Consider the following 22,369-nt stretch of genomic DNA (forward strand, 5'->3'; position numbering starts at 1 on the left):
CTTTAGCCAAACCAAATGCCTGTGTTGACGGTCGGGGGGCAGGGGAGTAGACACGGCCCCAAGTCAACACGCCAATTGACGGCGCGCGAGAATCCGCGCGCGCGGAAAGGAGCCACTCGTGGAAGAGATGTTGCGGGAATACCTCCCGATCCTGGTGTTTCTGGCCGTCGCTATCGGCCTTGGAATTGTTCTTATTCTGGCAGCAGTTGTGCTCGCCGTACGCAATCCCGACCCGGAAAAAGTAAGTGCTTACGAATGTGGTTTCAACGCCTTCGATGACGCCCGTATGAAATTCGATGTGCGCTTTTACCTGGTGTCGATTCTGTTCATCATTTTCGATCTGGAAATCGCCTTCCTGTTTCCCTGGGCCGTCGGCTTCAAGGACATGAGCGACGCAGGCTTCTGGTCGATGATGGTGTTCCTGGGCGTGCTGACAGCCGGCTTTGCCTATGAATGGAAGAAGGGGGCCCTGGAATGGGAGTGATGACCGGAGCCAATACGGCGGGCGTCGACAAGGAAGTCGTCACCCAGGCCCTGAACGCCGAACTGCAGGACAAAGGCTTCCTGCTGACCTCGGCTGAGGACATCATCAACTGGGCCCGCACCGGGTCGCTGCACTGGATGACCTTTGGTCTGGCCTGCTGCGCCGTTGAAATGATGCACACCTCGATGCCGCGCTACGACGCCGAACGCTTCGGAATCGCGCCGCGCGCCTCTCCGCGTCAGTCGGATGTGATGATCGTCGCGGGCACGCTGACCAACAAGATGGCCCCGGCACTGCGCAAGGTCTACGATCAGATGCCCGAACCGCGTTACGTGATCTCGATGGGATCCTGTGCCAACGGTGGTGGTTACTATCACTACAGCTACTCGGTTGTGCGCGGTTGCGACCGCATCGTTCCGGTTGACGTCTATGTGCCCGGCTGCCCGCCGACCGCAGAGGCTCTGCTCTATGGTCTGATGCAGCTGCAGCGCAAAATCCGCCGCACCGGCACCCTGGTCCGCTGATCGGCTTTGGTTGGAGAATTGATGATGACTGAAGCACTGAACGAGCTCGGGACCCAAATCGCGGCCAAGCGCCCCGAATGCGTGCTGTCCTGGGATGTGTGCCATGGTGAGCTGAACGTGGACGTGGCACCTGCGAATATCGCGGCGCTGGTCGACTTTCTGAAAGCGGATGCGACCTGCAAGTTTTCCACCCTGGTCGATATTACGGCAGTCGATTACCCCGAGCGGACCAAGCGGTTCGACGTGGTCTATCACTTCCTGTCGATGTACCAGAACCAGCGTATCCGCCTACGGGTTTCCGTACGCGAAGATGAAATGGTTCCCTCGATTGTCGATCTGCACCCCTCGGCCAACTGGTTCGAGCGCGAGGTCTTCGACATGTTCGGGATCCTGTTCACCGGTCACCCCGACCTGCGCCGGATCCTGACGGACTATGGCTTCCGCGGCCATCCGCTGCGCAAGGATTTCCCGACCACCGGCTATACCGAGGTCCGCTATGACGAGGCGCAGAAGCGCGTGGTCTACGAACCCGTAAGCCTGGTTCAGGAATACCGCCAGTTTGACTTCATGTCCCCGTGGGAGGGTGCCGAATACATCCTGCCCGGCGATGAAAAAGAGGGGGCGAAATGATGGACGGCTCCAAAGGTTTCGAAGACGCCCTGACGGGCGAACAGAAGATCCGCAACTTCAACATCAACTTCGGTCCGCAGCACCCGGCGGCGCACGGCGTGCTGCGTCTGGTGCTGGAGCTGGACGGCGAGATCGTTGAACGCTGCGACCCGCACATCGGCCTGTTGCACCGTGGCACCGAAAAGCTGATGGAAAGCCGCACCTACCTGCAGAACCTGCCGTATTTCGACCGCCTCGACTATGTGGCGCCGATGAACCAGGAACACGCATGGTGTCTGGCCATAGAAAAGCTCTGCGGTGTCGAAGTTCCCCGCCGCGCCTCTCTGATCCGGGTGCTCTACTCGGAAATCGGCCGCATCCTGAACCACCTCTTGAACGTCACCACACAGGCGATGGACGTTGGTGCGCTTACCCCGCCGCTTTGGGGCTTTGAAGAGCGCGAGAAGCTGATGATCTTCTACGAGCGCGCCTGCGGTGCCCGCCTTCACGCGGCGTATTTCCGTCCCGGCGGTGTGCATCAGGATCTGCCGGATGAACTGATCGACGATATCGAGGAATGGGCGATCGAATTCCCCAAAGTTCTGGCTGATATCGACGGGCTTCTGACCGAAAACCGCATTTTCAAGCAGCGTAACTGCGACATTGGTGTGGTGAACGAGCAGGAGATCCAGGACTATGGTTTCTCCGGCGTCATGGTACGCGGTTCCGGCCTTGCATGGGACCTGCGCCGTGCGCAGCCCTATGAATGCTATGACGAGTTCGAGTTCCAGATCCCTGTCGGTAAGAATGGCGACTGTTATGATCGCTACCTCGTCCGTATGGAGGAGATGCGCCAGTCGCTGTCGATCATTCGTCAGGCCATCCACAAGCTGCGCGAAGCCACCGGCGATGTGCTGGCCCGTGGCAAGCTGACCCCGCCGAAGCGCGGCGACATGAAAACCTCGATGGAAAGCCTGATCCACCACTTCAAGCTTTACACCGAAGGGTTCCACGTGCCCGAGGGCGAAGTCTACGCCGCTGTCGAGGCGCCCAAGGGCGAATTCGGCGTCTATCTTGTGGCGGACGGGAGCAACAAACCCTACCGCGCCAAGCTGCGCGCGCCGGGCTTCCTGCACCTGCAAGCCATGGACCATGTGGCCAAGGGTCACCAACTTGCCGACGTGGCTGCCATCATCGGCACCATGGACGTCGTATTTGGAGAGATTGACCGCTAATGCTTCGTCGTCTGCATTCCGAACAACCCGAAAGCTTTGCCTTCACGCCCGACAACCAGAAGTGGGCCGAAGCGCAACTCACCAAATACCCCGAGGGGCGTCAGGCCTCTGCGGTTATTCCGCTGCTGTGGCGTGCCCAGGAGCAGGAAGGCTGGGTCACCAAGCCCGCGATTGAATATATCGCGGATATGCTGGGCATGGCCTATATCCGCGTTCTTGAAGTTGCCTCCTTTTACTTCATGTTCCAGCTGGTCCCGACCGGATCCGTTGCCCACGTGCAGGTCTGTGGCACCACTTCCTGCATGATCTGCGGCGCCGAGGATCTGATCGCAGTCTGCAAGGAAAAGATCGCGCCGAAGCCGCACACCGTGTCTGCCGATGGCAAGTTCTCCTGGGAAGAGGTGGAATGCCTCGGGTCCTGCACGAACGCGCCGATGGCGCAGATCGGCAAGGATTACTTCGAGGATCTTACCACCGAAAGCTTCACCAAGATCCTCGATGATCTGGCAGCAGGCAATCCGGTTGTTCCTGGGCCGCAGAACGGGCGTTACGCGGCCGAGCCGAAATCGGGCCTGACGTCGCTCACCGAATACGACAGTGGCAAGACGCAGTATAACGCCTCTGTGCAGCTGGCCGTGGATCTGGGCGACAGCGTCAAGCGCATTCAGGGCGATGAAGTTCCGATCTTGACCCCTTGGGTTGGCAAGGACGGCGTCGTCGCTGGCCGCGCTGCCGAAGGTCAGCCTCCGAAGGCGCCCGAAGCGGCTAAACCGGCTGCCAAACAGGCTGCCGAGGCTAAGCCCGCACCGAAGAAAGCTCCGGCCAAGAAAGCCGCTGAGCCTGCATCGCCCGAAGGGGCAGCCGCCAAATCGGTTGAAGAAAGCGCGCCTGAGACGCTGAGCGAAGCCCGCGGTGGCAAGGCCGACGATCTGAAGATGCTGAAAGGCGTTGGTCCCAAGCTGGAAGAGACGCTGAATGAACTCGGCTTCTTCCACTTTGACCAGATCGCGAAATGGACCGAGGCCGAAATCGCATGGGTCGACAGCCGCCTCAAGTTCAAGGGCCGCATCGAACGCGATGGTTGGATCGAGCAATCCAAACAGCTGGCTGCCGGTGAAGAGACCGAGTTCGCAAAGAAGGCCAAGGACGACGGCCGTTACGAAGATTAACCCGTCTTCCGCCTCTGATACCGGGGGCGGGGGAGCAGACATTGGGACCCAATGAGCGCTGAACAGGACAAAGCCATCGCAGCCAAGGGGCGCCATATCGCCCTGGTGATTGCCGGAACCATGCTGGCATGGCTCGCTTTGTCCCTGATCATTGGTCCGGCGATGGGATTGCCGGGCCGTTACGCGCTTCTGTTCGATTTTCTCGCGCTGGCGGGGATGATCTATGCAGGGGTCAACATCGTTCAACTCTGGCGCATGCGTCAGGACAACCAAAGGTAGGCAGACATGCTGAAGGACCAGGACCGGATCTTTACCAACCTGTACGGTATGCATGAGCGGACGCTCAAAGGCGCTCAGGCGCGCGGCCACTGGGATGGCACCGCCGGTCTGATCGAAAAGGGGCGGGACTGGATCATCCAGACCATGAAGGACTCCGGTCTGCGTGGCCGTGGCGGTGCGGGCTTCCCCACTGGCCTCAAGTGGTCCTTCATGCCCAAGGAAAGCGATGGTCGCCCGGCCTATCTGGTGATCAATGCGGATGAATCCGAGCCTGGCACCTGTAAAGACCGCGAAATCATGCGCCACGATCCGCATACGCTGATCGAAGGTGCGCTGATTGCCTCTTTCGCGATGAACGCCCACACCTGCTACATCTACCTACGCGGCGAATACATCCGCGAGCGCGAGGCCCTGCAGGCGGCCATCGACGAATGCTACGACAAGGGCCTTCTGGGCAAGAACGCGGCCGGATCCGGCTGGGACTTTGACGTCTTCCTGCACCACGGGGCGGGGGCCTATATCTGCGGCGAGGAAACCGCCCTGATCGAAAGCCTTGAAGGCAAGAAAGGCATGCCCCGCATGAAGCCGCCGTTCCCGGCGGGCGCGGGTCTTTATGGCTGCCCGACCACGGTGAACAACGTCGAATCCATCGCGGTTGTTCCGACCATCCTGCGCCGTGGCGCCGAGTGGTTCGCAGGCTTTGGCCGCCCCAACAACGCGGGCACCAAGCTGTTCGCGATCTCGGGCCACGTCAACAACCCCTGCGTTGTCGAAGAGGCGATGTCGATCTCCTTTGAGGAACTGATCGAAAAGCATTGCGGCGGCATTCGCGGCGGCTGGGACAATTTGCTGGCGGTGATCCCGGGTGGTTCCTCGGTGCCTTGTGTGCGCGGTGAAAACATGCGCGATGCGATCATGGATTTTGATTACCTGCGCGGTGAGCTGGGTTCCGGCCTTGGCACTGCGGCGGTCATCGTGATGGACAAGCAGACCGACATCATCAAGGCGATCTGGCGTCTGTCCAAATTCTACAAGCACGAAAGCTGCGGCCAGTGTACACCCTGCCGTGAAGGCACCGGCTGGATGATGCGCGTGATGGATCGTCTGGTCAAAGGCCAGGCGGAACCGGAAGAAATCGACATGCTGTGGGATGTGACCAAGCAAGTTGAAGGCCACACCATCTGCGCCCTTGGCGACGCGGCTGCATGGCCGATCCAGGGCCTGATCCGCAACTTCCGCGAAGAGATCGAAGACCGCATCAAGGCGCAAAAGTCGGGCCGCATGGGCGCGATGGCGGCTGAATAATAATAAAAGACAGGCAGATAGCAGATCCCATGATGAGCAATTTTACCCTCACAATGACATCCGGCCAGGCAGACGCTTCTGCCCGGGCGGCTGTGCTTTGTCTGGGGGCATTGGGTCTGTGCAGTTGCGACGGGGAGGGGGCACGATGAACCGGAAACTGAAATCCGCAGGTGTCCTGTTGCTGTCGGCGGCAGTTCTTGCTGGCTGTGGCAGTTCCTTCAGCGACCGCACGCTTTATGATGGCGTAGCGTTCAAGGCGAAGGCCAAACCGGTGGACAAGAAGGTCACGCGGGCCGATTTCCGTGTCGAGGTCTCCAAGGCGTCGCAATCCTTCAAGGGCGCGCGTATGGCTGCGCATCACGCTGGCGTCACCTATTGCCTGAGTGAAGCCGGTTACGGCACTTCCGACATCATCTGGGACGTGGATCCCTACGACCCCGAGGCCGAGTTGCGCCTTGATGGCGATACCGCGATTTTCCACGGGACCTGCGACACGTGATCGGTATGGCCTCATATCCTGGCCCGGCGTTATTGCATAACGACGCAAGCTCCCCGTTCCATTGGCGCTCCGCAAAGAAGGAGAGTCATGTGAAACGGGTTGTTCTGTCATTTGTGTCCGCTGTCGCGCTGGCGCTGGTGCCATCGTCGCTGCTGGCGAAGCCGCCGCTGCGCTCGGTCGCGGAAATCGAAGAACCGCTGTTTGCCGTCGCTGTCGCCAAAGAGATCGCCGATCACTGCGACAGCCTGAGTGCGCGATTCTGGAAGGGCGTCGGAGAGTTGCGACGCCTGCGCGCGCGGGCCAATGACCTTGGCTATTCGGACACTGAAATCCGCGCCTACATCGGCTCGGACACGGAAAAGGCCCGGATGCGGGCAAAGGGAGAGACGCTGTTTGCAAGCCGTGGCGTCTCATACGGAAAACCGGAATCCTTCTGTGCGTTCGGACGTATGGAAATCAAGAACAACAGCGCGATCGGCGTTTTACTGAGGGCGAAATAGACCATGTCTGACCTCCGCAAGATCAACATTGACGGAACCGAGATTGAGGTGGACGGGGCCATGACCCTGATCCAGGCGTGCGAGGAGGCCGGGGTAGAGATCCCGCGTTTCTGCTATCACGAACGCCTGTCCATCGCCGGCAACTGCCGTATGTGCCTGGTCGAAGTCGTTGGCGGCCCGCCCAAGCCCGCAGCCTCCTGCGCCATGCAGGTCCGCGATCTGCGCCCCGGCCCCGAGGGTCAGGCACCGGTGGTAAAAACCAATTCACCGATGGTGAAGAAGGCGCGCGAAGGTGTGATGGAGTTCCTCCTGATCAACCACCCGCTTGATTGCCCGATCTGTGACCAGGGCGGCGAATGCGACCTGCAGGATCAGGCGATGGCCTATGGCGTCGACTTCTCCCGCTTCCGCGAAGCGAAGCGTGCAGTCGATGATCTGGATCTGGGTCCGCTGGTCGGCACCGCCATGACCCGCTGCATTTCCTGCACACGCTGCGTGCGTTTCACCACCGAGGTCGCGGGCATCAGCCAGATGGGCCAGACCGGGCGCGGCGAGGATTCGGAGATCACCTCCTATCTGAACGAGACGCTGGATTCGAACCTGCAGGGCAACATCATCGACCTTTGCCCGGTTGGCGCGCTGACCTCGAAACCCTATGCGTTCACCGCGCGCCCGTGGGAGTTGACCAAGACCGAAACCATCGACGTGATGGACGCGCTTGGCTCCAACATCCGCGTGGACACCAAGGGTCGCGAAGTGATGCGGATCCTGCCGCGCAACCACGACGGCGTGAACGAAGAGTGGATTTCGGACAAGACCCGGTTCGTCTGGGACGGTCTGCGTCGCCAGCGTCTGGACAAGCCCTATGTGCGTGTTGATGGCAAACTGCGCCCCGCCACATGGCCCGAGGCGCTGGACGCCGTGGCAACTGCAATGAAGGGCAAGAAAGTTGCCGGTCTGATCGGCGATCTGGTGCCGGTCGAGGCGGCCTTTGCTCTGAAACAACTCATCGAAGGTCTGGGCGGTTCGGTGGAATGCCGCACCGACAATGCGCGCCTCGCCATCGGAAACCGTTCGGCCTATGTGGGCACTGCGGCGATTGAGGATATCGACGCGGCGCAGGCGATCCTGCTGGTCGGCACCAACCCGCGCGACGAAGCGCCGGTTCTGAACGCCCGTATCCGCAAGGCCTGGCTGAAGGGTGCCAATGTGGGGCTGATCGGCGCCGCTGCGGATCTGACCTATGATTACGAACACATCGGCACCGACCGCGCTGCGTTGGACGCTGCTGTGGCAAACGCCCATGACATTGCGGATAAGGCGCCGGTCATCATCGTGGGGCAGGGCGCCCTGCGTGAGGCGGACGGTCTGGCCGTGATGGCCAAGGTTCAGGAGCTCGCCGCCAAATCCGGCGCCAAGGTTCTGGTACTGCACACCGCCGCAGCCCGTGTTGGCGCGATGGACATCGGCGCCGTGACCGAAGGCGGCATGGCCGCAGCCATCGATGGCGCCGAGGTGATCTACAACCTGGGGGCGGATGAAGTCGAAATCGATCCGGGTGCCTTCGTTGTCTATCAGGGCAGCCACGGTGACCGCGGCGCACACCGCGCCGACGTGATCCTGCCGGGCGCAGCCTATACCGAAGAAAACGGTCTTTTCGTCAATACCGAAGGTCGGCCGCAGCTGACCTTCCGCGCTGGGTTCGCACCGGGCGAGGCGAAGGAAAACTGGGCCATCCTGCGCGCGCTGAGCGCTGAGCTGGACGCGAAACTGCCCTACGACTCGCTGGCGCAGCTGCGTCAGGCGATGGTCGGCGAAGTTCCGCATCTGGCGAAAGTGGGTGAGGTTATCGAAAACGAGGTTGCCGCGCTCGAAGGCGAACCGCTGGGCAAGGCCGACTTCCTGCCTGCGGTGAAGGACTTCTACCTGACCAACCCGATTGCACGTGCATCGCAGCTGATGGCCGAACTCTCGGCCGCAGCAAAAGCCCGCAAGACAGACAAGATCGCGGCCGAGTGATCCGCGCGGCGCTCATATCGTCCTTGCTGCTGGGGGCCTGCGCGCAGGTGCCCGGTACCGGCGTGGCAGACGGGTCCACCCCTGAATACAAAGGGGTCGAGACCAGCCTGCTGAACGGCGATCTGGTGCGTTTCAACGTTGCTATGTCCGGTGCCCGCTCCGAGGCGGACCTGGATGACTATGCCGAATGTGCGGCCGCGCAATATGCGCTGATCCGGGGCTACGGCTTCGCGCGTCACGTGCGCACAAAAATGAAACAAGAGGGTGGCGTTCAGACTGCAGATGCTGTCTACACCATCTCGCCCTCCCTCCCGCGCGGTCTGCGCACCATCGACGCTGAAGTCGTGGTCGCCGACTGTGAGGCAAACGGAATACCCACGGTGTGAGGACCTATGGCTGAATTCTTTAACACCCCAGGCGGCATCGCCATTCTGATACTGGCGCAAGTGCTTGCAGTTGTTGCCTTTGTCATGATTTCGCTTTTGTTCCTCGTCTACGGGGATCGCAAGATCTGGGCGGCGGTGCAGATGCGCCGGGGCCCCAACGTGGTGGGCGTCTACGGCCTGCTGCAATCGGTGGCCGACGCGTTGAAGTACGTCGTCAAAGAGGTAGTCATTCCGGCGGGGGCGGACCGCAGCGTCTTCATTCTGGCGCCGCTGACATCCTTCGTGCTGGCGATGATCGCCTGGGCGGTGATCCCGTTCAACGATGGCTGGGTCCTTTCGGATATCAACGTGGCGATCCTGTATGTCTTCGCGGTGTCCAGCCTTGAGGTTTACGGCGTCATCATGGGCGGCTGGGCCTCGAACTCGAAATATCCGTTCCTTGGCTCCCTGCGCTCTGCCGCGCAGATGATCTCCTACGAGGTGTCGATTGGCCTGATCATCGTTGGTGTGATCATCTCGACCGGTTCGATGAACTTCAGCGAAATCGTGCGTGCACAGGATGGCAACGCAGGCCTGTTCAACTGGTACTGGCTGCCGCACTTCCCGATGGTCTTCCTGTTCTTCATCTCGGCCCTGGCTGAAACCAACCGCCCGCCGTTCGACCTTCCCGAAGCGGAATCCGAACTGGTTGCGGGTTATCAGGTTGAATATTCGGCCACGCCGTTCCTCTTGTTCATGGCCGGTGAATATATCGCCATCTTCCTGATGTGCGCGCTGACCACGCTGCTGTTCTTTGGCGGCTGGCTTTCCCCGATCCCGGGTCTGCCTGATGGCGTCCTTTGGATGGTTGGCAAGATGGCCTTCTTCTTCTTCCTCTTTGCGATGGTAAAGGCGATCACCCCGCGCTACCGCTATGACCAGCTGATGCGCCTTGGCTGGAAGGTTTTCCTTCCCTTCTCGCTGGTCTGGGTGGTCTTTGTCTCCTTCGCTGCAAAATTCGACTGGTTCTGGGGTGCCTTCGCACGCTGGACAACAGGGGGCTGATCATGACGCAGATCGATTACACCCGCGCCGCCAAATACTTCCTGCTGCAGGATTTCTGGCAAGGCATGAAACTGGGCCTGAAGTACTTCTTCGCGCCCAAGGCCACCCTCAACTACCCGCACGAAAAGGGGCCGCTGTCGCCCCGTTTCCGCGGTGAGCACGCCCTTCGCCGTTACCCCAACGGCGAAGAACGTTGCATTGCCTGCAAACTCTGCGAGGCGGTTTGCCCCGCGCAGGCGATCACCATCGATGCCGAACCGCGTGAAGACGGCAGCCGCCGCACCACGCGTTACGACATCGACATGACCAAATGCATCTACTGCGGTTTCTGTCAGGAAGCCTGCCCGGTGGATGCCATCGTGGAAGGGCCGAATTTCGAATTCGCCACCGAAACCCGCGAAGAGCTTTTCTACGACAAGGAAAAGCTGCTTTCGAACGGGGAGCGCTGGGAAGCCGAGATCGCCCGGAACCTGGAAATCGACGCCCCGTACCGGTGAATGAGAGATGAGCGAAACCAAGAACCCCTTTGAGGCCATGATGGCCCAGGCCCACGAGATGGCCCGGGCTCTCAATCCCGGCCTTGAGCATTTCTCGCCCAAGGGGTTCGAGGCGCTTTGGCCGACCATGCCCAAAGAGGCGATGGAACTGATGTTCGGCAGGACCGTCAACAAGGACGGTCTGGACGCCAAGACCCGGCTGCTTCTGACGCTGGCCGGGCTGACCATGCAGGGCGCGCAGGCGGATACCGCCGTGCGCCAGACCGTGCGCCACGCTTTGGAGGCGGGCGCGAAGAAACAAGAGATCGTTGAAACGATCGGACAGATGTCGGTCTTTGCCGGCATTCCGGCCATGACCCGCGCGCTCGAGCTGGCGCAGGAGGTCCTGGACGACAAAAGGGACGATGAGACATGAGCGTTTTTGCCTTCTACCTCTTCGCCATCAGCGCCATCACCGGCGGGCTGTTCACTGTGATCAGTCGCCAGCCGGTACACTCGGTGCTGTGGCTGATCCTGGCCTTTATTTCCTCGGCCGGGTTGTTCGTGCTGCTGGGGGCGGAGTTCGTCGCCATGCTGCTGGTCATCGTCTACGTGGGGGCGGTCGCTGTTCTGTTCCTCTTCGTGGTGATGATGCTGGATGTGGATTTCGCCGAGCTGAAAGCGGAAATGGCAAGGTACATGCCGGTCGCGCTGCTGATCGGTCTTGTCATCCTGATGCAGTTCGTCATGGCCTATGGCGCCTGGGAAAGCGCGCCGCTGGCGTCCGAGCTGCTGGCGCAGCCGACACCGACGGATACCCACAACACCGAGGCGCTTGGCCTCATCATTTATGACCAATATTTCCTTCTGTTCCAGCTGGCGGGCCTGATCCTGCTGGTGGCCATGATCGGCGCCATCGTGCTGACTCTGCGCCATCGCAAGGACGTGAAGCGTCAGGACATCGTCGCACAGATGATGCGTGACCCGGCCAAGGCGATGGAACTCAAGGACATCAAACCGGGGCAGGGGCTGTAAGGCAATGATCGGACTTGAACATTATCTCACCGTCGCGGCGACACTGTTCGTCATCGGCATCTTCGGACTGTTCCTGAACCGCAAGAACGTGATCATCCTGCTGATGAGCATCGAATTGATGCTGTTGGCAGTGAACATCAACCTTGTGGCCTTCTCCAGCTTCCTTGGGGATCTGGTGGGGCAGGTCTTTACCCTGTTCGTGCTGACCGTGGCCGCCGCTGAGGCCGCCATTGGCTTGGCGATCCTGGTTTGCTTCTTCCGCAACCGCGGCACCATCGCCGTGGAAGACATCAACGTGATGAAGGGCTAAAGCGTCATGGAAACCATCCTTCTCTTTGCCCCGCTGGTCGGGGCGGTGATCTGCGGCTTTGGCTGGAAGTTCATCGGCGAAAAGGCCGCCACCATCACGGCGACGGGCCTGCTGTTCTTCTCGGCGATCCTGTCCTGGATCACCTTCCTGTCCTTTGACGGGACCACGCAGCACATCGAAATCATGCGCTGGATCGAAAGCGGCTCGCTTTCGACCTCCTGGGGCATCCGGCTGGACCGGCTGACTGCGATCATGCTGATCGTGGTGACCACGGTCTCCAGCCTCGTGCACCTCTACTCCTTCGGCTACATGGCCCATGACCCGCAGTGGAAAGACGGCGAAAGCTACAAGCCGCGCTTCTTTGCCTACCTGTCCTTCTTCACCTTCGCGATGCTGATGCTGGTGACCTCGGACAACCTGGTTCAGATGTTCTTTGGCTGGGAAGGCGTCGGCGTTGCCTCTTACCTTCTGATCGGTTTCTACTACCGCAAGCCTTCGGCCAATGCCGCTGCGATGAAAGCCTTCATCGTCAACCGTGTCGGTGACTTCGGCTTTGCGTTGGGTATCTTTGGTCTGTTCTTCCTGACCGATAGCATCAGCTTTAACGACATCTTCGCGGCCACGCCCGAGATTGCCGAAACACAGCTCAGCTTTCTCTGGGGCGAGTGGAACGCGGCAAACCTGATCGCGATCCTGCTGTTCATCGGTGCCATGGGTAAATCGGCGCAGCTGATCCTGCACACCTGGCTGCCAGACGCGATGGAAGGCCCGACCCCGGTGTCGGCCCTGATCCACGCCGCGACCATGGTAACCGCTGGTGTATTCCTCGTCTGCCGCATGTCGCCGCTGATGGAAGTGGCGCCGCAGGCGACCATGTTCATCACCGTACTGGGCGCCACGACGGCCTTCTTTGCCGCCACCGTGGGTCTGGTTCAGACCGATATCAAACGCGTCATCGCCTATTCTACCTGTTCGCAGCTTGGCTACATGTTCGTGGCCGCGGGTGTGGGCATGTATTCGGCAGCGATGTTCCACCTGTTCACCCACGCCTTCTTCAAGGCCATGCTGTTCCTTGGCGCGGGCTCCGTGATCCACGCAATGCACCATGAACAAGACATGACGAACTACGGTGGTCTGCGCAAAAAGATCCCCTATACCTTTGCTGCGATGATGATCGGTACGCTGGCCATCACCGGTGTTGGTATTCCGCTGACCCACTTCGGTTTCGCTGGCTTCCTGTCCAAGGATGCGATCATCGAAAGCGCCTATGCAGGTGGATCCATGTATGGCTTCTGGCTGCTGGTAATCGCTGCTGCGATGACCTCCTTCTACAGCTGGCGCCTGATCTTCCTGACTTTCTATGGCAAGCCGCGTGGCGACAAGCACACCCATGATCACGCGCATGAAAGCCCGATGGTCATGCTGATCCCGCTGGGCGTCTTGGCCCTGGGTGCGGTGTTCTCCGGTATGATCTGGTACAACAGCTTCTTTGGTCACGCCGATCAGGTGGGCAAGTTCTACGGAATCCCGGTGGCCGAAGCTGGCGCGGACGGCCAAATTAAGCTGGGTCCGGATCAGCATGGCGGTATGCTTCATGACGCCGAAGGCGGTGACGAGGAGGCTGCTCACGGCGAAGCCGCTGATGGACACGGCGCCGCAGATGAAGGTCATGGTGAAGCCGCTGGTGGACATCACTACGTCTTTGCTGGTGAGCCGGGTGAGGGTGCTCTGTACATCGCGCCGGATAACCATGTCCTGGACGATGCCCACGCGGCACCGTGGCAGGTCAAGACCGCGCCCTTCTTTGCGATGCTGGGCGGGCTGATCCTGGCGCTGTGGTTCTACATCTGGAACCCCTCGCTCCCCGCACGTCTGGCCGAACAGCAGCGTCCGCTGTACCTGTTCCTCCTGAACAAGTGGTACTTTGACGAGCTGTACGATGCGATCTTTGTCAAACCCGCCCTGGCGATCGGCCGCTTCTTCTGGAAGAAGGGCGACGGCAAGACGGTTGACGGTTTCCTGAACGGTGTGGCCTTGGGCATCGTGCCCTTCTTCACCCGTCTCGCTGGCCGGGCCCAGTCCGGCTTCATCTTTACCTATGCCTTTTGGATGGTGCTGGGCATTGCCGCCCTTGTCACCTGGATGTCGATCGGCGGAGGAGCGCACTGATGGACAACATCCTTTCTATTATCACCTTTATCCCGGCATTTGCAGCGGGCCTGATGGCCCTGTTGCTCCGGGGAGAGGATGAAGCGGGTCAGCGCAACGCCAAATGGATCGCGCTTCTGGCGACAACGATCACCTTCCTGGCGTCGCTCTATATCTATGTGAACTTTGATGCCACCAACACGGGCTTCCAGTTCGTGGAAGAGGCCGACTGGATCTTTGGTCTGAAGTACAAGATGGGTGTCGACGGTATCTCGGTGCTCTTCGTGCTGCTGACCACATTCGTGATGCCGCTGACCATTCTGGCCAGCTGGAATGTCACGGTCCGCGTCAAGGAATATATGGTGGCCTTCCTGCTGCTTGAAACCCTGATGCTGGGCGTCTTCATGGCGCTGGATCTGGTACTCTTCTACCTGTTCTTCGAAGCGGGCCTGATCCCGATGTTCCTGATCATCGGTATCTGGGGCGGCAAGGAGCGTATCTACGCCTCCTTCAAGTTCTTCCTCTACACCTTCTTCGGTTCGGTCCTGATGCTGGTGGCCATGGTGGCGATGTACGCTGACGCGGGCACCACCGACATCGAGACCCTGCTGACCCACAGCTTCTCGGCCGCGAGCTTTGACGTGCTGGGTATCCATGTGGTGGGCGGCATGCAGACGCTGATGTTCCTGGCCTTCTTCGCCTCCTTCGCGGTGAAGATGCCGATGTGGCCGGTACACACCTGGCTCCCCGATGCGCACGTTCAGGCGCCGACGGCCGGTTCTGTGGTTCTGGCGGCGATCATGCTGAAGATGGGCGGCTACGGCTTCCTGCGCTTCTCCCTGCCGATGTTCCCGGTCGGATCGGACGTGATGACTGATCTGGTGCTCTGGATGTCCGCCATCGCGGTTGTCTATACCTCGCTGGTGGCGATGGTGCAGGAGGACATGAAGAAGCTGATCGCCTATTCCTCGGTTGCGCACATGGGTTTTGTGACCATGGGTATCTTTGCGGCCAACCAGCAGGGCGTAGACGGTGCGATCTTCCAGATGCTGAGCCACGGTTTCATCTCGGCTGCGCTGTTCCTTTGCGTTGGCGTGATCTACGACCGTATGCACACCCGTGACATTGACGCCTACGGCGGCCTTGTCATCCGGATGCCTGCCTATGCGCTGGTCTTCATGTTCTTCACCATGGGCAACGTCGGCCTGCCGGGCACTTCGGGCTTCATCGGTGAATTCCTGACCCTGATGGGCACTTTCCAGAAAAACACCTGGGTGGCTGCTGTTGCTGCCACCGGCGTGATTTTCTCGGCTGGCTATGCACTGTGGCTCTATCGCCGGGTGGTCTTTGGCGATCTGATCAAGGAGAGCCTCAAGACCATCAAGGACATGGATGCCCGCGAGCGGTTCATCTTTGCGCCGCTGGTGGTGATGACGATCCTGCTGGGCGTCTACCCGTCGCTTGTCACCGATATCATCGGCCCGTCGACTGAGGCTCTGATCTCGAATTTCAACCATTCTCTGGCTGCCGCTGACACCTCGTCGGCGACCCAGATTGCTTCGCACTAAGGGAGCCAAGGCAGATGATCCAAGCTGATCTCTCCGTCGTCCTGCCAGAGATTATTCTGGCTGTTTACGCAATGCTGGCGCTGCTGGCGGCGGTTTACACGGGCAAGGACAAGCTGGCCGCGACGCTGGTCTGGTCCACCGCAGCCCTGATGGTCGCCCTGGCGGTCTGGATCGCAACCGGCGGCAATGGCACGCACGAGGCCTTCGGCGGTATGTTCGTCGATGATGGCTTTGCCCGCTTTGCCAAGGTTCTGGTTCTGATCGGTGCCGCAGCGGTGCTGGTGATGGGACAAGAGTACATGTCGCGCCGCGGCATGCTGCCCTTTGAGTATCCGATCCTGGTTGCGCTCAGCACCGTGGGGATGATGGTCATGGTGTCGGCAGGCGACCTGATGGCGCTTTACATGGGGCTAGAGCTGCAATCGCTGGCGCTTTATGTGGTTGCTGCCCTGCGCCGCGACAGCGTGAAATCGACCGAAGCGGGCCTCAAGTACTTCGTGCTGGGCGCACTGTCTTCCGGTCTGCTGCTCTATGGCGCCTCGCTGGTCTACGGTTTTGCCGGTACCACGAAATTCGCCGGTATCATTCAGGTGGCAGAGCATAACCACATGTCGCTGGGCATGCTGTTCGGCCTCGTCTTCCTGATCTCGGGCATGGCGTTCAAGGTCTCGGCCGTTCCGTTCCACATGTGGACCCCGGACGTTTACGAAGGTTCGCCGACGCCGGTTACCGCCTTCTTTGCCACGGCGCCCAAGGTTGCTGCGATGGGTCTGTTCGCACGGGTGCTGCATGATGCATTCGGCGGTGCGGTCACCGACTGGCAACAGGTCATCGTGGTTCTGTCGGTTCTGTCGATGTTCCTCGGCGCCATTGCCGCCATTGGACAGACCAACATCAAACGCCTGATGGCCTTCTCCTCGGTTGCACACATGGGGTATGCGATGATCGGTCTGGCAGCAGGTACCGAACAGGGCGTGACCGCGATGCTGGTTTACCTGGCCATCTACGTCACTATGAACATCGGCACCTTCTCCTTCATCCTGATGTTGGAAAAAGACGGCACGCCGGTCACCGATATCAACGCCCTGAACCAGTTCGCATCGCGCGAGCCGGGCAAGGCGCTGGCGGTGCTGATCCTGATGTTCTCGCTGGCCGGTGTTCCGCCGATGCTGGGCTTCTTTGCCAAGCTGGGCGTGTGGCAGGCGGGTGTTGATGCGGGCCTGATGGGGCTGGTTGTGGCCTCGGCTGTCGCCTCGGTTATTGGTGCCTTCTACTACCTGCGTATCGTGTTCTACATGTACTTCGGCTCCGGCGAAGGTGAGGTCGAGATCAAAGGCTCTCCGGTGCTGACACTGGCGCTGATGGGATCGGCTGCGCTGATGCTGATCGGGGTGGTCTACCAGTTCGGTATCGACGGGGCAGCAGCGGCTGCCGCCGCAACGCTTGTAAATTGATCTGTCGTTCAGACAGTCTCGGAAGGCCCGGTCGCATGACCGGGCCTTTTGTGCGTAAAGGTGGAGGCGTTTGATGACCTGGCCGACGGGATATGGGAAACGGGTTCTGCCCGAGGTGGACAGCACCCTGGACGAGGCAGCGCGGATCGTTGGTGAGCTTCAGGGCCCCGAGTGGATCCTGGCGCTGCGCCAGACCAAGGGTCGCGCCCGCCGTGGCCGCGACTGGAAAGATCCCAAGGGCAATTTCGCAGCCACGCTGGTGATCCGTCCCGAAGGTCCGGCGTCGCAGGTGGCGTTGCGCAGCTTCGTAGCCTCTCTGGCGGTCTATGACGCATGCGAGTCCCTGACGGGACGCAGCGAAGGACTGGCGCTGAAATGGCCCAATGATGTGCTCCTGAACGGCGGCAAGCTGGCCGGTATCCTGTTGGAAAGCGTCGGACAGGGCACAGGCGTCAGCCACCTGTCCATCGGGATCGGGGTAAACCTGATGGAAACCCCGATGAAGGAATGGCTGGAACCCGGCGCCGTGTGGCCGGTTTCGCTGCTGTCGGAGACCGGTATTCAGGTCGCGCCTGAGGATTTCCTTGAGGCGCTGGCTGCGGCCTTTGCCCGATACGAGGAGCAATTCGTAACCTACGGGTTTGAACCCATCCGCACCGCCTGGCTGGCCCGCGCCGCCAAGCTGGGTGAGGTCATCACGGCACGCACCGCAACGTCGGAAACCGAAGGCACGTTCGAAACGGTGGACGCCAGTGGCAACCTTGTCCTAAACACCGCCAAAGGCCGCATTTCGATCCCGGCCGCGGATGTCTACTTCTAGGAAGGACAAGCCCATGCTTCTGGCCGTCGATTGTGGCAATACCAATACCGTCTTCTCGATCTATAACGGAGAGCAGTTCATCGGCATGTGGCGCACCGCCACCGATTGGAAACGCACCGCGGATCAGTATTACGTCTGGCTCAACACGCTGATGCGATTGCAGGGGATCGAGGCGGATATCACTGACATGATCATCTCCTCTACTGTGCCGCGGGTGGTGTTCAACCTGCGTGTTCTGGCGGATCGTTATTTCAACACCCGCCCCCTGGTGGTTGGCAAGCCCGATTGCCTGCTGCCAGTCGAAGTACGCGTGGATGAAGGTACCGCCGTGGGGCCGGACCGTCTGGTCAATACGGTGGCCGGCTTCGATCACTACGGTGGCAATCTGGTGATGGTGGATTTCGGCACCGCGACCACCTTTGACGTGGTGGCCGAGGATGGTGCCTATGTCGGCGGCGTGATCGCCCCCGGCGTGAACCTTAGTCTTGAGGCTCTGCATCAGGCGGCCGCTGCGCTGCCCCATGTGGACATCTCTAAACCGCAAAAAGTCATTGGCACCAATACCGTGGCCTGCATGCAATCTGGCGTGTTCTGGGGCTACGTGGGGCTGGTGCGAGAGATATGCACCCGCATCAAGGAAGAGCGCGGTGTGCCTATGAAAATCATATCAACAGGCGGGCTGGCGCCTTTGTTCCAGCAAACGGCGGATCTGTTTGACGCATTCGAGGACGACCTCACGATGCACGGCCTACAGGTCATCCACAAATACAATAAGGATAACGGTACTCCGAATGAGCACTGAACGATTGATCTATCTGCCCCTTGGCGGGGCAGGTGAAATTGGTATGAACGCCTATGTCTATGGCTATGGTAAACCGGGCAAGGAACGGCTGATCCTGGTGGATCTGGGCGTTGCGTTTCCGGATATGGAGACCAGCCCGGGCGTAGACCTGATCATGCCCGACATCACCTGGCTGAAGGAACGCGTTGACCAGCTTGAGGCGATCTTCATCACCCATGGTCACGAGGACCACATCGGGGCGGTCTCGCATCTCTATGGGGATCTGCGGGTGCCGGTTTATGCGCGCGCCTTTACTGCCAATCTTGCCCGCCGCAAGATGGAAGAGCGCGGCCATGATCCCAAGGTGGTGCAGACCGTATCGGCATGGCCCGAAGTGACCAAGCTCGGCCCCTTTACCGTTGGTGTCGCGCCGATGTCCCACTCCATTCCCGAAAGCGGCGCATTGGTGATCGACAGCCCGGCTGGACGGATCGTGCACACCGGCGATTTCAAGCTGGACCCGAACCCGTTGGTCGGTGAGGCTTTCGATCCGGAGGTGTGGACGGAAATTGCCGCGCCGGGCGTGCAGGCGATGGTCTGCGATTCCACCAACGTCTTCTCGGCTCATCCGGGGCGCTCTGAATCCGAACTGGCGCCGGAGATCACCAAACTGATCGAGAGCGCAACCGGCATGGTTGCTGCCACCACCTTTGCCTCCAACGTTGCGCGAGTGAAGACCCTTGCTGAGGCGGGCGAGCGGGCAGGGCGGTCCATCGTGCTCTTGGGCCGTGCCATGCTGCGCATGGTTGAGGCCGCTGTGGAAACCGGTGTGCTGAAGGATTTCCCCAAGGTGATCCAGCCTGAGGACGCGCAGGAACTGCCGCGTGACAACGTGATGCTGATCACTACCGGTAGCCAAGGCGAACGCCGGGCGGCAACCGCGCAGATGGCACGCGGTAAGTATCGCGGGCTTGAGCTGAAGGCCGGTGATCTGTTCCTGTTCTCCTCGAAAACCATTCCGGGCAACGAGAAGGGCGTGATCCGCATCATGAACCAGTTCTCGGAGCGCGGCGTCGACGTCGTAGATGACAGCTCTGGCCTGTACCACGTGTCGGGCCATGCCAACCGTCCCGACCTTGAACAGCTGCACGCGCTGGTCAAACCGAAGATCCTGGTGCCGATGCACGGCGAACACCGCCACCTGCGCCAGCACGCTCGCATTGCTGAGGAAAAAGGCTATGCCAGCGTTGTGGCGGTGAACGGCACCATGCTGGATCTTTCCGGTGATCAGGGGCCGAAGATCGTCGACTATGTGGACACCGGTCGGACCTATCTGGATGGATCGGTCAAGATCGGCGCGCTGGATGGCATCGTGCGTGACCGGATCCGCATGGCGCTGAACGGCCACGTGGTGATCACGGTGATCCTTGATGAAGAAGACGAACCGCTGGGCGAACCCTGGTGCGACATCAAAGGCCTAGCGGAGACCGGAACATCCGATGGGGCGCTGGCTGAGGTGATCGAAGAGGACCTGAACCAGTTCCTGATGCGCGCCGGTGCCAAGACCCTGCGCGACGATGACAAGCTGGAAGGCGAGTTGCGCCGTGTGGCGCGTCAAACCGCGAACAACGAGATCGGCAAGAAGCCTGAAGTAACGGTGGTGATCAGCCGTATGCGCTGATCCCTCCTTGTCAAAGTCTGAAAACGAAAACGCCCTGACTGGATCAGTCAGGGCGTTTTTGTGAGTGGTGGTATTCGAAAGTGCGATCAGGCGTGGCGCGGGCGGTGCACCAGTGCGGTGATCTTGTGGACGGCGCCGCCGATGCGTGCCACCACGGCGCGCAGCATGTTGCCCATTGCCGCGCTGCGCATTGCATGGGCGCGCTGCTCGATGGCCTGGATGTCCTGTGCGGTGAGCGGGATGTTGTCGAACTGGGTCATTTAACTTTTCAACCTATGAGATGTGTCTTCCTTGCTTGCGGGTGACATAGTCCCCTGCGGCGGGTTTGACATCCGGTCAAATGATCATTGCCGCCATGCTGCAGGTGCAAAGCAAGTCACCAAACCGCGAATGATTGGAAGGCAGGCGCCGTAGGGGAGAACGAAAAACGGCTGCATCCCATTCAGGATGCAGCCGTCAAAACTGTCAAAGTGCTGATGCGTCAGCTAGCGCGGCGTTCGTCAAAGGACAGCGCAATAAAGCTGGGCATGTGATCGCCCATGCCGACAACCTTGCGGTCGTCGCGGCGGTCCTGCTTGCCTCCACGGCCACCACGCGATTGTTTCGCTGGCTTTTCAGCATTGGCCGATTTGTCGCCAGAGCGGGACTGGGATTTTGGCGCGGTTGCTGTGTCCGTATCCGCGTCTGCTGCCTGATCTGCCTTTACATCCTTGGGCGCGTCCTGACCCTTGTCCGCCGATTTACCGCGACGGCTGCGGGTCGGCTTGGGCTTGCTTGCGGCGGTATCATCCTTGCCTGCGTCCACGGCATCTTCGGTGGACTTGCGGCTGGGTGCCTTTTTAACAGGGTTTTCCAAGCGGGCGATGGTCTTTTGAACCAGGCTTTCGACTGCATCCAGCGCCTTTTCATCGCGCGGGGTACAGATGGTAATCGCCTTGCCCTCACGGCCGGCGCGGCCGGTGCGGCCAATCCGGTGCACGTAGTCCTCGGCGTGGCCAGGAACGTCGTAGTTGAACACATGGCTGACGCTGGGCACGTCCAGACCACGCGCAGCCACGTCCGAAGCCACCAGAATGCGCAACTGGCCTTCGCGGAACCCATCAAGGGTCTTGGTCCGCTGGCTTTGGTCCAGATCGCCGTGGATGGGCGCTGCGTCATAGCCATATTTCTTCAGCGACTTTGCCACCACATCCACGTCCATCTTGCGGTTGCAGAAGATGATCGCATTGGTCAGCTTTTCGCCTTCCTGATCGATCAGCGCGCGCAGCACTTTGCGCTTTTCGCTGCCTTCGCGATCCTTGCGGGAGGCTTTGAATTCCACAACGGCCTGTTCGATGGTTTCCGAAGTCGTCGCCTGACGGGCAATCTCGATCCGCTCGGGGTTCGACAGGAAGGTGTTGGTAATCCGCTCGATTTCTGGCGCCATGGTGGCCGAGAAGAACAGGGTCTGGCGGGTAAAGGGCGTTAGGCCAAAGATGCGTTCGATATCGGGGATAAAGCCCATATCGAGCATCCGGTCGGCTTCGTCCACCACCATGACCTTCACATCAGAGAGGATCAGCTTGCCGCGTTCGAAATGGTCAAGCAGACGACCGGGCGTTGCGATCAAAACGTCGACGCCCTTGTCGATCAGCTGGTCCTGCTCCTTGAAGCTGACGCCGCCAATCAGCAGGGCCTTGGTCAGTTTCAGGTGCTTGGTATAGGTGTCAAAGTTTTCGGCAACCTGCGCCGCCAGTTCGCGGGTGGGGCAGAGCACCAGGCTGCGCGGCATCCGCGCACGCGCGCGACCGCGGGCGAGCATCGTGATCATAGGCAGGGTGAAAGAAGCGGTCTTCCCGGTGCCGGTCTGGGCGATCCCCAGAACGTCGCGTCCCTCCAGCGCGGGCGGAATCGCTCCGGCTTGGATCGGGGTGGGGGATTCATACCCGGCTTCCTCAATTGCCTTGAGGACCTTGGGGTTCAAGTTCAGATCGGTGAATTTTGTCATATGCGTCCGTTTTTGCGGACACTGACCAGGCCCGCGCGTGTGTGAGTCAGCCGGTT

The 22,369-nt window shown here is 60.3% G+C and carries 24 protein-coding genes; 22 read left to right on the top strand and 2 right to left on the bottom strand.

The annotated features are described in order from the left end of the window. Positions 1-118 precede the first annotated feature (118 nt). The 22 genes from SM765_RS00450 to SM765_RS00555 all read left to right on the top strand — a co-directional run bounded on the left by SM765_RS00450 (position 119) and on the right by SM765_RS00555 (position 20,326). Complete coding sequence (locus SM765_RS00450) at positions 119-484, top strand: NADH-quinone oxidoreductase subunit A (RefSeq protein WP_065273116.1); 366 nt, start codon at positions 119-121, stop codon at positions 482-484. Next, the gene (locus SM765_RS00455) at positions 475-1,008 is read left to right on the top strand and encodes a NuoB/complex I 20 kDa subunit family protein (RefSeq protein ID WP_082996117.1); all 534 of its coding nucleotides are present in this window, start codon (positions 475-477) and stop codon (positions 1,006-1,008) included. Before SM765_RS00450 ends, SM765_RS00455 begins: the two co-directional genes overlap by 10 nt. Before the next feature lie 24 nt (positions 1,009-1,032). Next, positions 1,033-1,638, top strand: coding sequence for an NADH-quinone oxidoreductase subunit C (locus tag SM765_RS00460; RefSeq protein ID WP_274836733.1), 606 nt, complete (start codon positions 1,033-1,035; stop codon positions 1,636-1,638). Continuing rightward, positions 1,638-2,852, top strand: coding sequence for an NADH-quinone oxidoreductase subunit D (locus tag SM765_RS00465; RefSeq protein WP_274834452.1), 1,215 nt, complete (start codon positions 1,638-1,640; stop codon positions 2,850-2,852). The genes SM765_RS00460 and SM765_RS00465 overlap by 1 nt, the downstream gene beginning before the upstream one ends. Continuing rightward, a complete protein-coding gene (locus SM765_RS00470; protein ID WP_274836734.1) occupies positions 2,852-4,021 on the top strand; it encodes an NADH-quinone oxidoreductase subunit E in 1,170 nt (389 codons plus the stop codon). Before SM765_RS00465 ends, SM765_RS00470 begins: the two co-directional genes overlap by 1 nt. 51 nt (positions 4,022-4,072) lie before the next feature. Continuing rightward, positions 4,073-4,300 carry a DUF5337 domain-containing protein gene (locus tag SM765_RS00475; RefSeq protein ID WP_065273121.1) on the top strand — a complete coding sequence of 76 codons (228 nt, stop codon included), beginning with the start codon at positions 4,073-4,075 and terminating at the stop codon, positions 4,298-4,300. Between the two features lie 6 nt (positions 4,301-4,306). Beyond that, on the top strand, positions 4,307-5,605 hold the full coding sequence (nuoF, locus tag SM765_RS00480; RefSeq protein ID WP_065273122.1) for an NADH-quinone oxidoreductase subunit NuoF: 1,299 nt from the start codon (positions 4,307-4,309) through the stop codon (positions 5,603-5,605). 145 nt (positions 5,606-5,750) lie between these two features. Then, complete coding sequence (locus tag SM765_RS00485) at positions 5,751-6,104, top strand: hypothetical protein (protein ID WP_065273123.1); 354 nt, start codon at positions 5,751-5,753, stop codon at positions 6,102-6,104. An 89-nt stretch (positions 6,105-6,193) separates the two neighbouring features. Continuing rightward, on the top strand, positions 6,194-6,604 hold the full coding sequence (locus SM765_RS00490) for a DUF5333 domain-containing protein (protein ID WP_274831823.1): 411 nt from the start codon (positions 6,194-6,196) through the stop codon (positions 6,602-6,604). Positions 6,605-6,607: 3 nt separating this feature from the next. After that, positions 6,608-8,623 carry an NADH-quinone oxidoreductase subunit NuoG gene (nuoG, locus tag SM765_RS00495; protein WP_274836735.1) on the top strand — a complete coding sequence of 672 codons (2,016 nt, stop codon included), beginning with the start codon at positions 6,608-6,610 and terminating at the stop codon, positions 8,621-8,623. Further along, on the top strand, positions 8,620-9,009 hold the full coding sequence (locus SM765_RS00500; RefSeq protein WP_274831825.1) for a YNQ4 family lipoprotein: 390 nt from the start codon (positions 8,620-8,622) through the stop codon (positions 9,007-9,009). The genes nuoG and SM765_RS00500 overlap by 4 nt, the downstream gene beginning before the upstream one ends. Before the next feature lie 6 nt (positions 9,010-9,015). Continuing rightward, a complete protein-coding gene (nuoH, locus tag SM765_RS00505) occupies positions 9,016-10,053 on the top strand; it encodes an NADH-quinone oxidoreductase subunit NuoH (protein ID WP_065273127.1) in 1,038 nt (345 codons plus the stop codon). Between the two features lie 2 nt (positions 10,054-10,055). Then, a complete protein-coding gene (gene nuoI / locus SM765_RS00510; protein WP_065273128.1) occupies positions 10,056-10,550 on the top strand; it encodes an NADH-quinone oxidoreductase subunit NuoI in 495 nt (164 codons plus the stop codon). 7 nt (positions 10,551-10,557) lie between these two features. Beyond that, on the top strand, positions 10,558-10,965 hold the full coding sequence (locus SM765_RS00515; protein WP_065273129.1) for a carboxymuconolactone decarboxylase family protein: 408 nt from the start codon (positions 10,558-10,560) through the stop codon (positions 10,963-10,965). Continuing rightward, positions 10,962-11,564: an NADH-quinone oxidoreductase subunit J gene (locus SM765_RS00520; protein ID WP_065273130.1), complete on the top strand. Its 603-nt coding sequence runs from the start codon at positions 10,962-10,964 to the stop codon at positions 11,562-11,564. Before SM765_RS00515 ends, SM765_RS00520 begins: the two co-directional genes overlap by 4 nt. 4 nt (positions 11,565-11,568) lie before the next feature. Further along, entirely contained in the window at positions 11,569-11,874 is a 306-nt protein-coding gene (gene nuoK / locus SM765_RS00525; RefSeq protein ID WP_005624625.1) for an NADH-quinone oxidoreductase subunit NuoK, read from the top strand. 6 nt (positions 11,875-11,880) lie between these two features. Further along, entirely contained in the window at positions 11,881-14,043 is a 2,163-nt protein-coding gene (nuoL, locus tag SM765_RS00530; protein ID WP_274836736.1) for an NADH-quinone oxidoreductase subunit L, read from the top strand. Beyond that, positions 14,043-15,590, top strand: a complete 1,548-nt coding sequence (locus tag SM765_RS00535) for an NADH-quinone oxidoreductase subunit M (protein ID WP_274828799.1) — start codon at positions 14,043-14,045, stop codon at positions 15,588-15,590. The genes nuoL and SM765_RS00535 overlap by 1 nt, the downstream gene beginning before the upstream one ends. Before the next feature lie 14 nt (positions 15,591-15,604). Further along, positions 15,605-17,044 (top strand): NADH-quinone oxidoreductase subunit NuoN, encoded by a 1,440-nt coding sequence (gene nuoN / locus SM765_RS00540; protein WP_065273133.1) that lies wholly within the window; start codon positions 15,605-15,607, stop codon positions 17,042-17,044. Positions 17,045-17,114: 70 nt separating this feature from the next. Beyond that, complete coding sequence (locus SM765_RS00545) at positions 17,115-17,864, top strand: biotin--[acetyl-CoA-carboxylase] ligase (RefSeq protein WP_274836737.1); 750 nt, start codon at positions 17,115-17,117, stop codon at positions 17,862-17,864. Between the two features lie 13 nt (positions 17,865-17,877). Continuing rightward, positions 17,878-18,666, top strand: coding sequence for a type III pantothenate kinase (locus SM765_RS00550; protein ID WP_274836738.1), 789 nt, complete (start codon positions 17,878-17,880; stop codon positions 18,664-18,666). Next, complete coding sequence (locus SM765_RS00555; RefSeq protein WP_368981396.1) at positions 18,656-20,326, top strand: ribonuclease J; 1,671 nt, start codon at positions 18,656-18,658, stop codon at positions 20,324-20,326. The genes SM765_RS00550 and SM765_RS00555 overlap by 11 nt, the downstream gene beginning before the upstream one ends. A gap of 86 nt (positions 20,327-20,412) precedes the next feature. Here the strand turns inward: SM765_RS00555 and SM765_RS00560 are convergent, their stop codons facing one another. Both SM765_RS00560 and SM765_RS00565 read right to left on the bottom strand, forming a co-directional pair. Beyond that, complete coding sequence (locus SM765_RS00560; protein WP_274833564.1) at positions 20,413-20,586, bottom strand: RSP_7527 family protein; 174 nt, start codon at positions 20,584-20,586, stop codon at positions 20,413-20,415. A 221-nt stretch (positions 20,587-20,807) separates the two neighbouring features. Beyond that, positions 20,808-22,313, bottom strand: coding sequence for a DEAD/DEAH box helicase (locus SM765_RS00565; protein ID WP_274833566.1), 1,506 nt, complete (start codon positions 22,311-22,313; stop codon positions 20,808-20,810). Positions 22,314-22,369: the final 56 nt, after the last annotated feature.

The organism is Pseudophaeobacter sp. 1A09344 (genome assembly GCF_041008745.1).
Lineage (GTDB): Bacteria > Pseudomonadota > Alphaproteobacteria > Rhodobacterales > Rhodobacteraceae > Phycobacter > Phycobacter gallaeciensis_A.

Excerpts from the sequence above, each read along its gene's own strand:
- SM765_RS00455 (WP_082996117.1), top strand. The coding sequence starts at position 475 with ATGGGAGTGATGACCGGAGCCAATACGGCGGGCGTCGACAAGGAAGTC.
- SM765_RS00460 (WP_274836733.1), top strand. The coding sequence starts at position 1,033 with ATGACTGAAGCACTGAACGAGCTCGGGACCCAAATCGCGGCCAAGCGC.
- SM765_RS00465 (WP_274834452.1), top strand. The coding sequence starts at position 1,638 with ATGGACGGCTCCAAAGGTTTCGAAGACGCCCTGACGGGCGAACAGAAG.
- SM765_RS00470 (WP_274836734.1), top strand. The coding sequence starts at position 2,852 with ATGCTTCGTCGTCTGCATTCCGAACAACCCGAAAGCTTTGCCTTCACG.
- SM765_RS00475 (WP_065273121.1), top strand. The coding sequence starts at position 4,073 with ATGAGCGCTGAACAGGACAAAGCCATCGCAGCCAAGGGGCGCCATATC.
- nuoF (WP_065273122.1), top strand. The coding sequence starts at position 4,307 with ATGCTGAAGGACCAGGACCGGATCTTTACCAACCTGTACGGTATGCAT.
- SM765_RS00485 (WP_065273123.1), top strand. The coding sequence starts at position 5,751 with ATGAACCGGAAACTGAAATCCGCAGGTGTCCTGTTGCTGTCGGCGGCA.
- nuoG (WP_274836735.1), top strand. The coding sequence starts at position 6,608 with ATGTCTGACCTCCGCAAGATCAACATTGACGGAACCGAGATTGAGGTG.
- nuoH (WP_065273127.1), top strand. The coding sequence starts at position 9,016 with ATGGCTGAATTCTTTAACACCCCAGGCGGCATCGCCATTCTGATACTG.
- nuoI (WP_065273128.1), top strand. The coding sequence starts at position 10,056 with ATGACGCAGATCGATTACACCCGCGCCGCCAAATACTTCCTGCTGCAG.
- SM765_RS00515 (WP_065273129.1), top strand. The coding sequence starts at position 10,558 with ATGAGCGAAACCAAGAACCCCTTTGAGGCCATGATGGCCCAGGCCCAC.
- SM765_RS00520 (WP_065273130.1), top strand. The coding sequence starts at position 10,962 with ATGAGCGTTTTTGCCTTCTACCTCTTCGCCATCAGCGCCATCACCGGC.
- nuoK (WP_005624625.1), top strand. The coding sequence starts at position 11,569 with ATGATCGGACTTGAACATTATCTCACCGTCGCGGCGACACTGTTCGTC.
- nuoL (WP_274836736.1), top strand. The coding sequence starts at position 11,881 with ATGGAAACCATCCTTCTCTTTGCCCCGCTGGTCGGGGCGGTGATCTGC.
- SM765_RS00535 (WP_274828799.1), top strand. The coding sequence starts at position 14,043 with ATGGACAACATCCTTTCTATTATCACCTTTATCCCGGCATTTGCAGCG.
- nuoN (WP_065273133.1), top strand. The coding sequence starts at position 15,605 with ATGATCCAAGCTGATCTCTCCGTCGTCCTGCCAGAGATTATTCTGGCT.
- SM765_RS00550 (WP_274836738.1), top strand. The coding sequence starts at position 17,878 with ATGCTTCTGGCCGTCGATTGTGGCAATACCAATACCGTCTTCTCGATC.
- SM765_RS00555 (WP_368981396.1), top strand. The coding sequence starts at position 18,656 with ATGAGCACTGAACGATTGATCTATCTGCCCCTTGGCGGGGCAGGTGAA.
- SM765_RS00560 (WP_274833564.1), bottom strand. The coding sequence starts at position 20,586 with ATGACCCAGTTCGACAACATCCCGCTCACCGCACAGGACATCCAGGCC.
- SM765_RS00565 (WP_274833566.1), bottom strand. The coding sequence starts at position 22,313 with ATGACAAAATTCACCGATCTGAACTTGAACCCCAAGGTCCTCAAGGCA.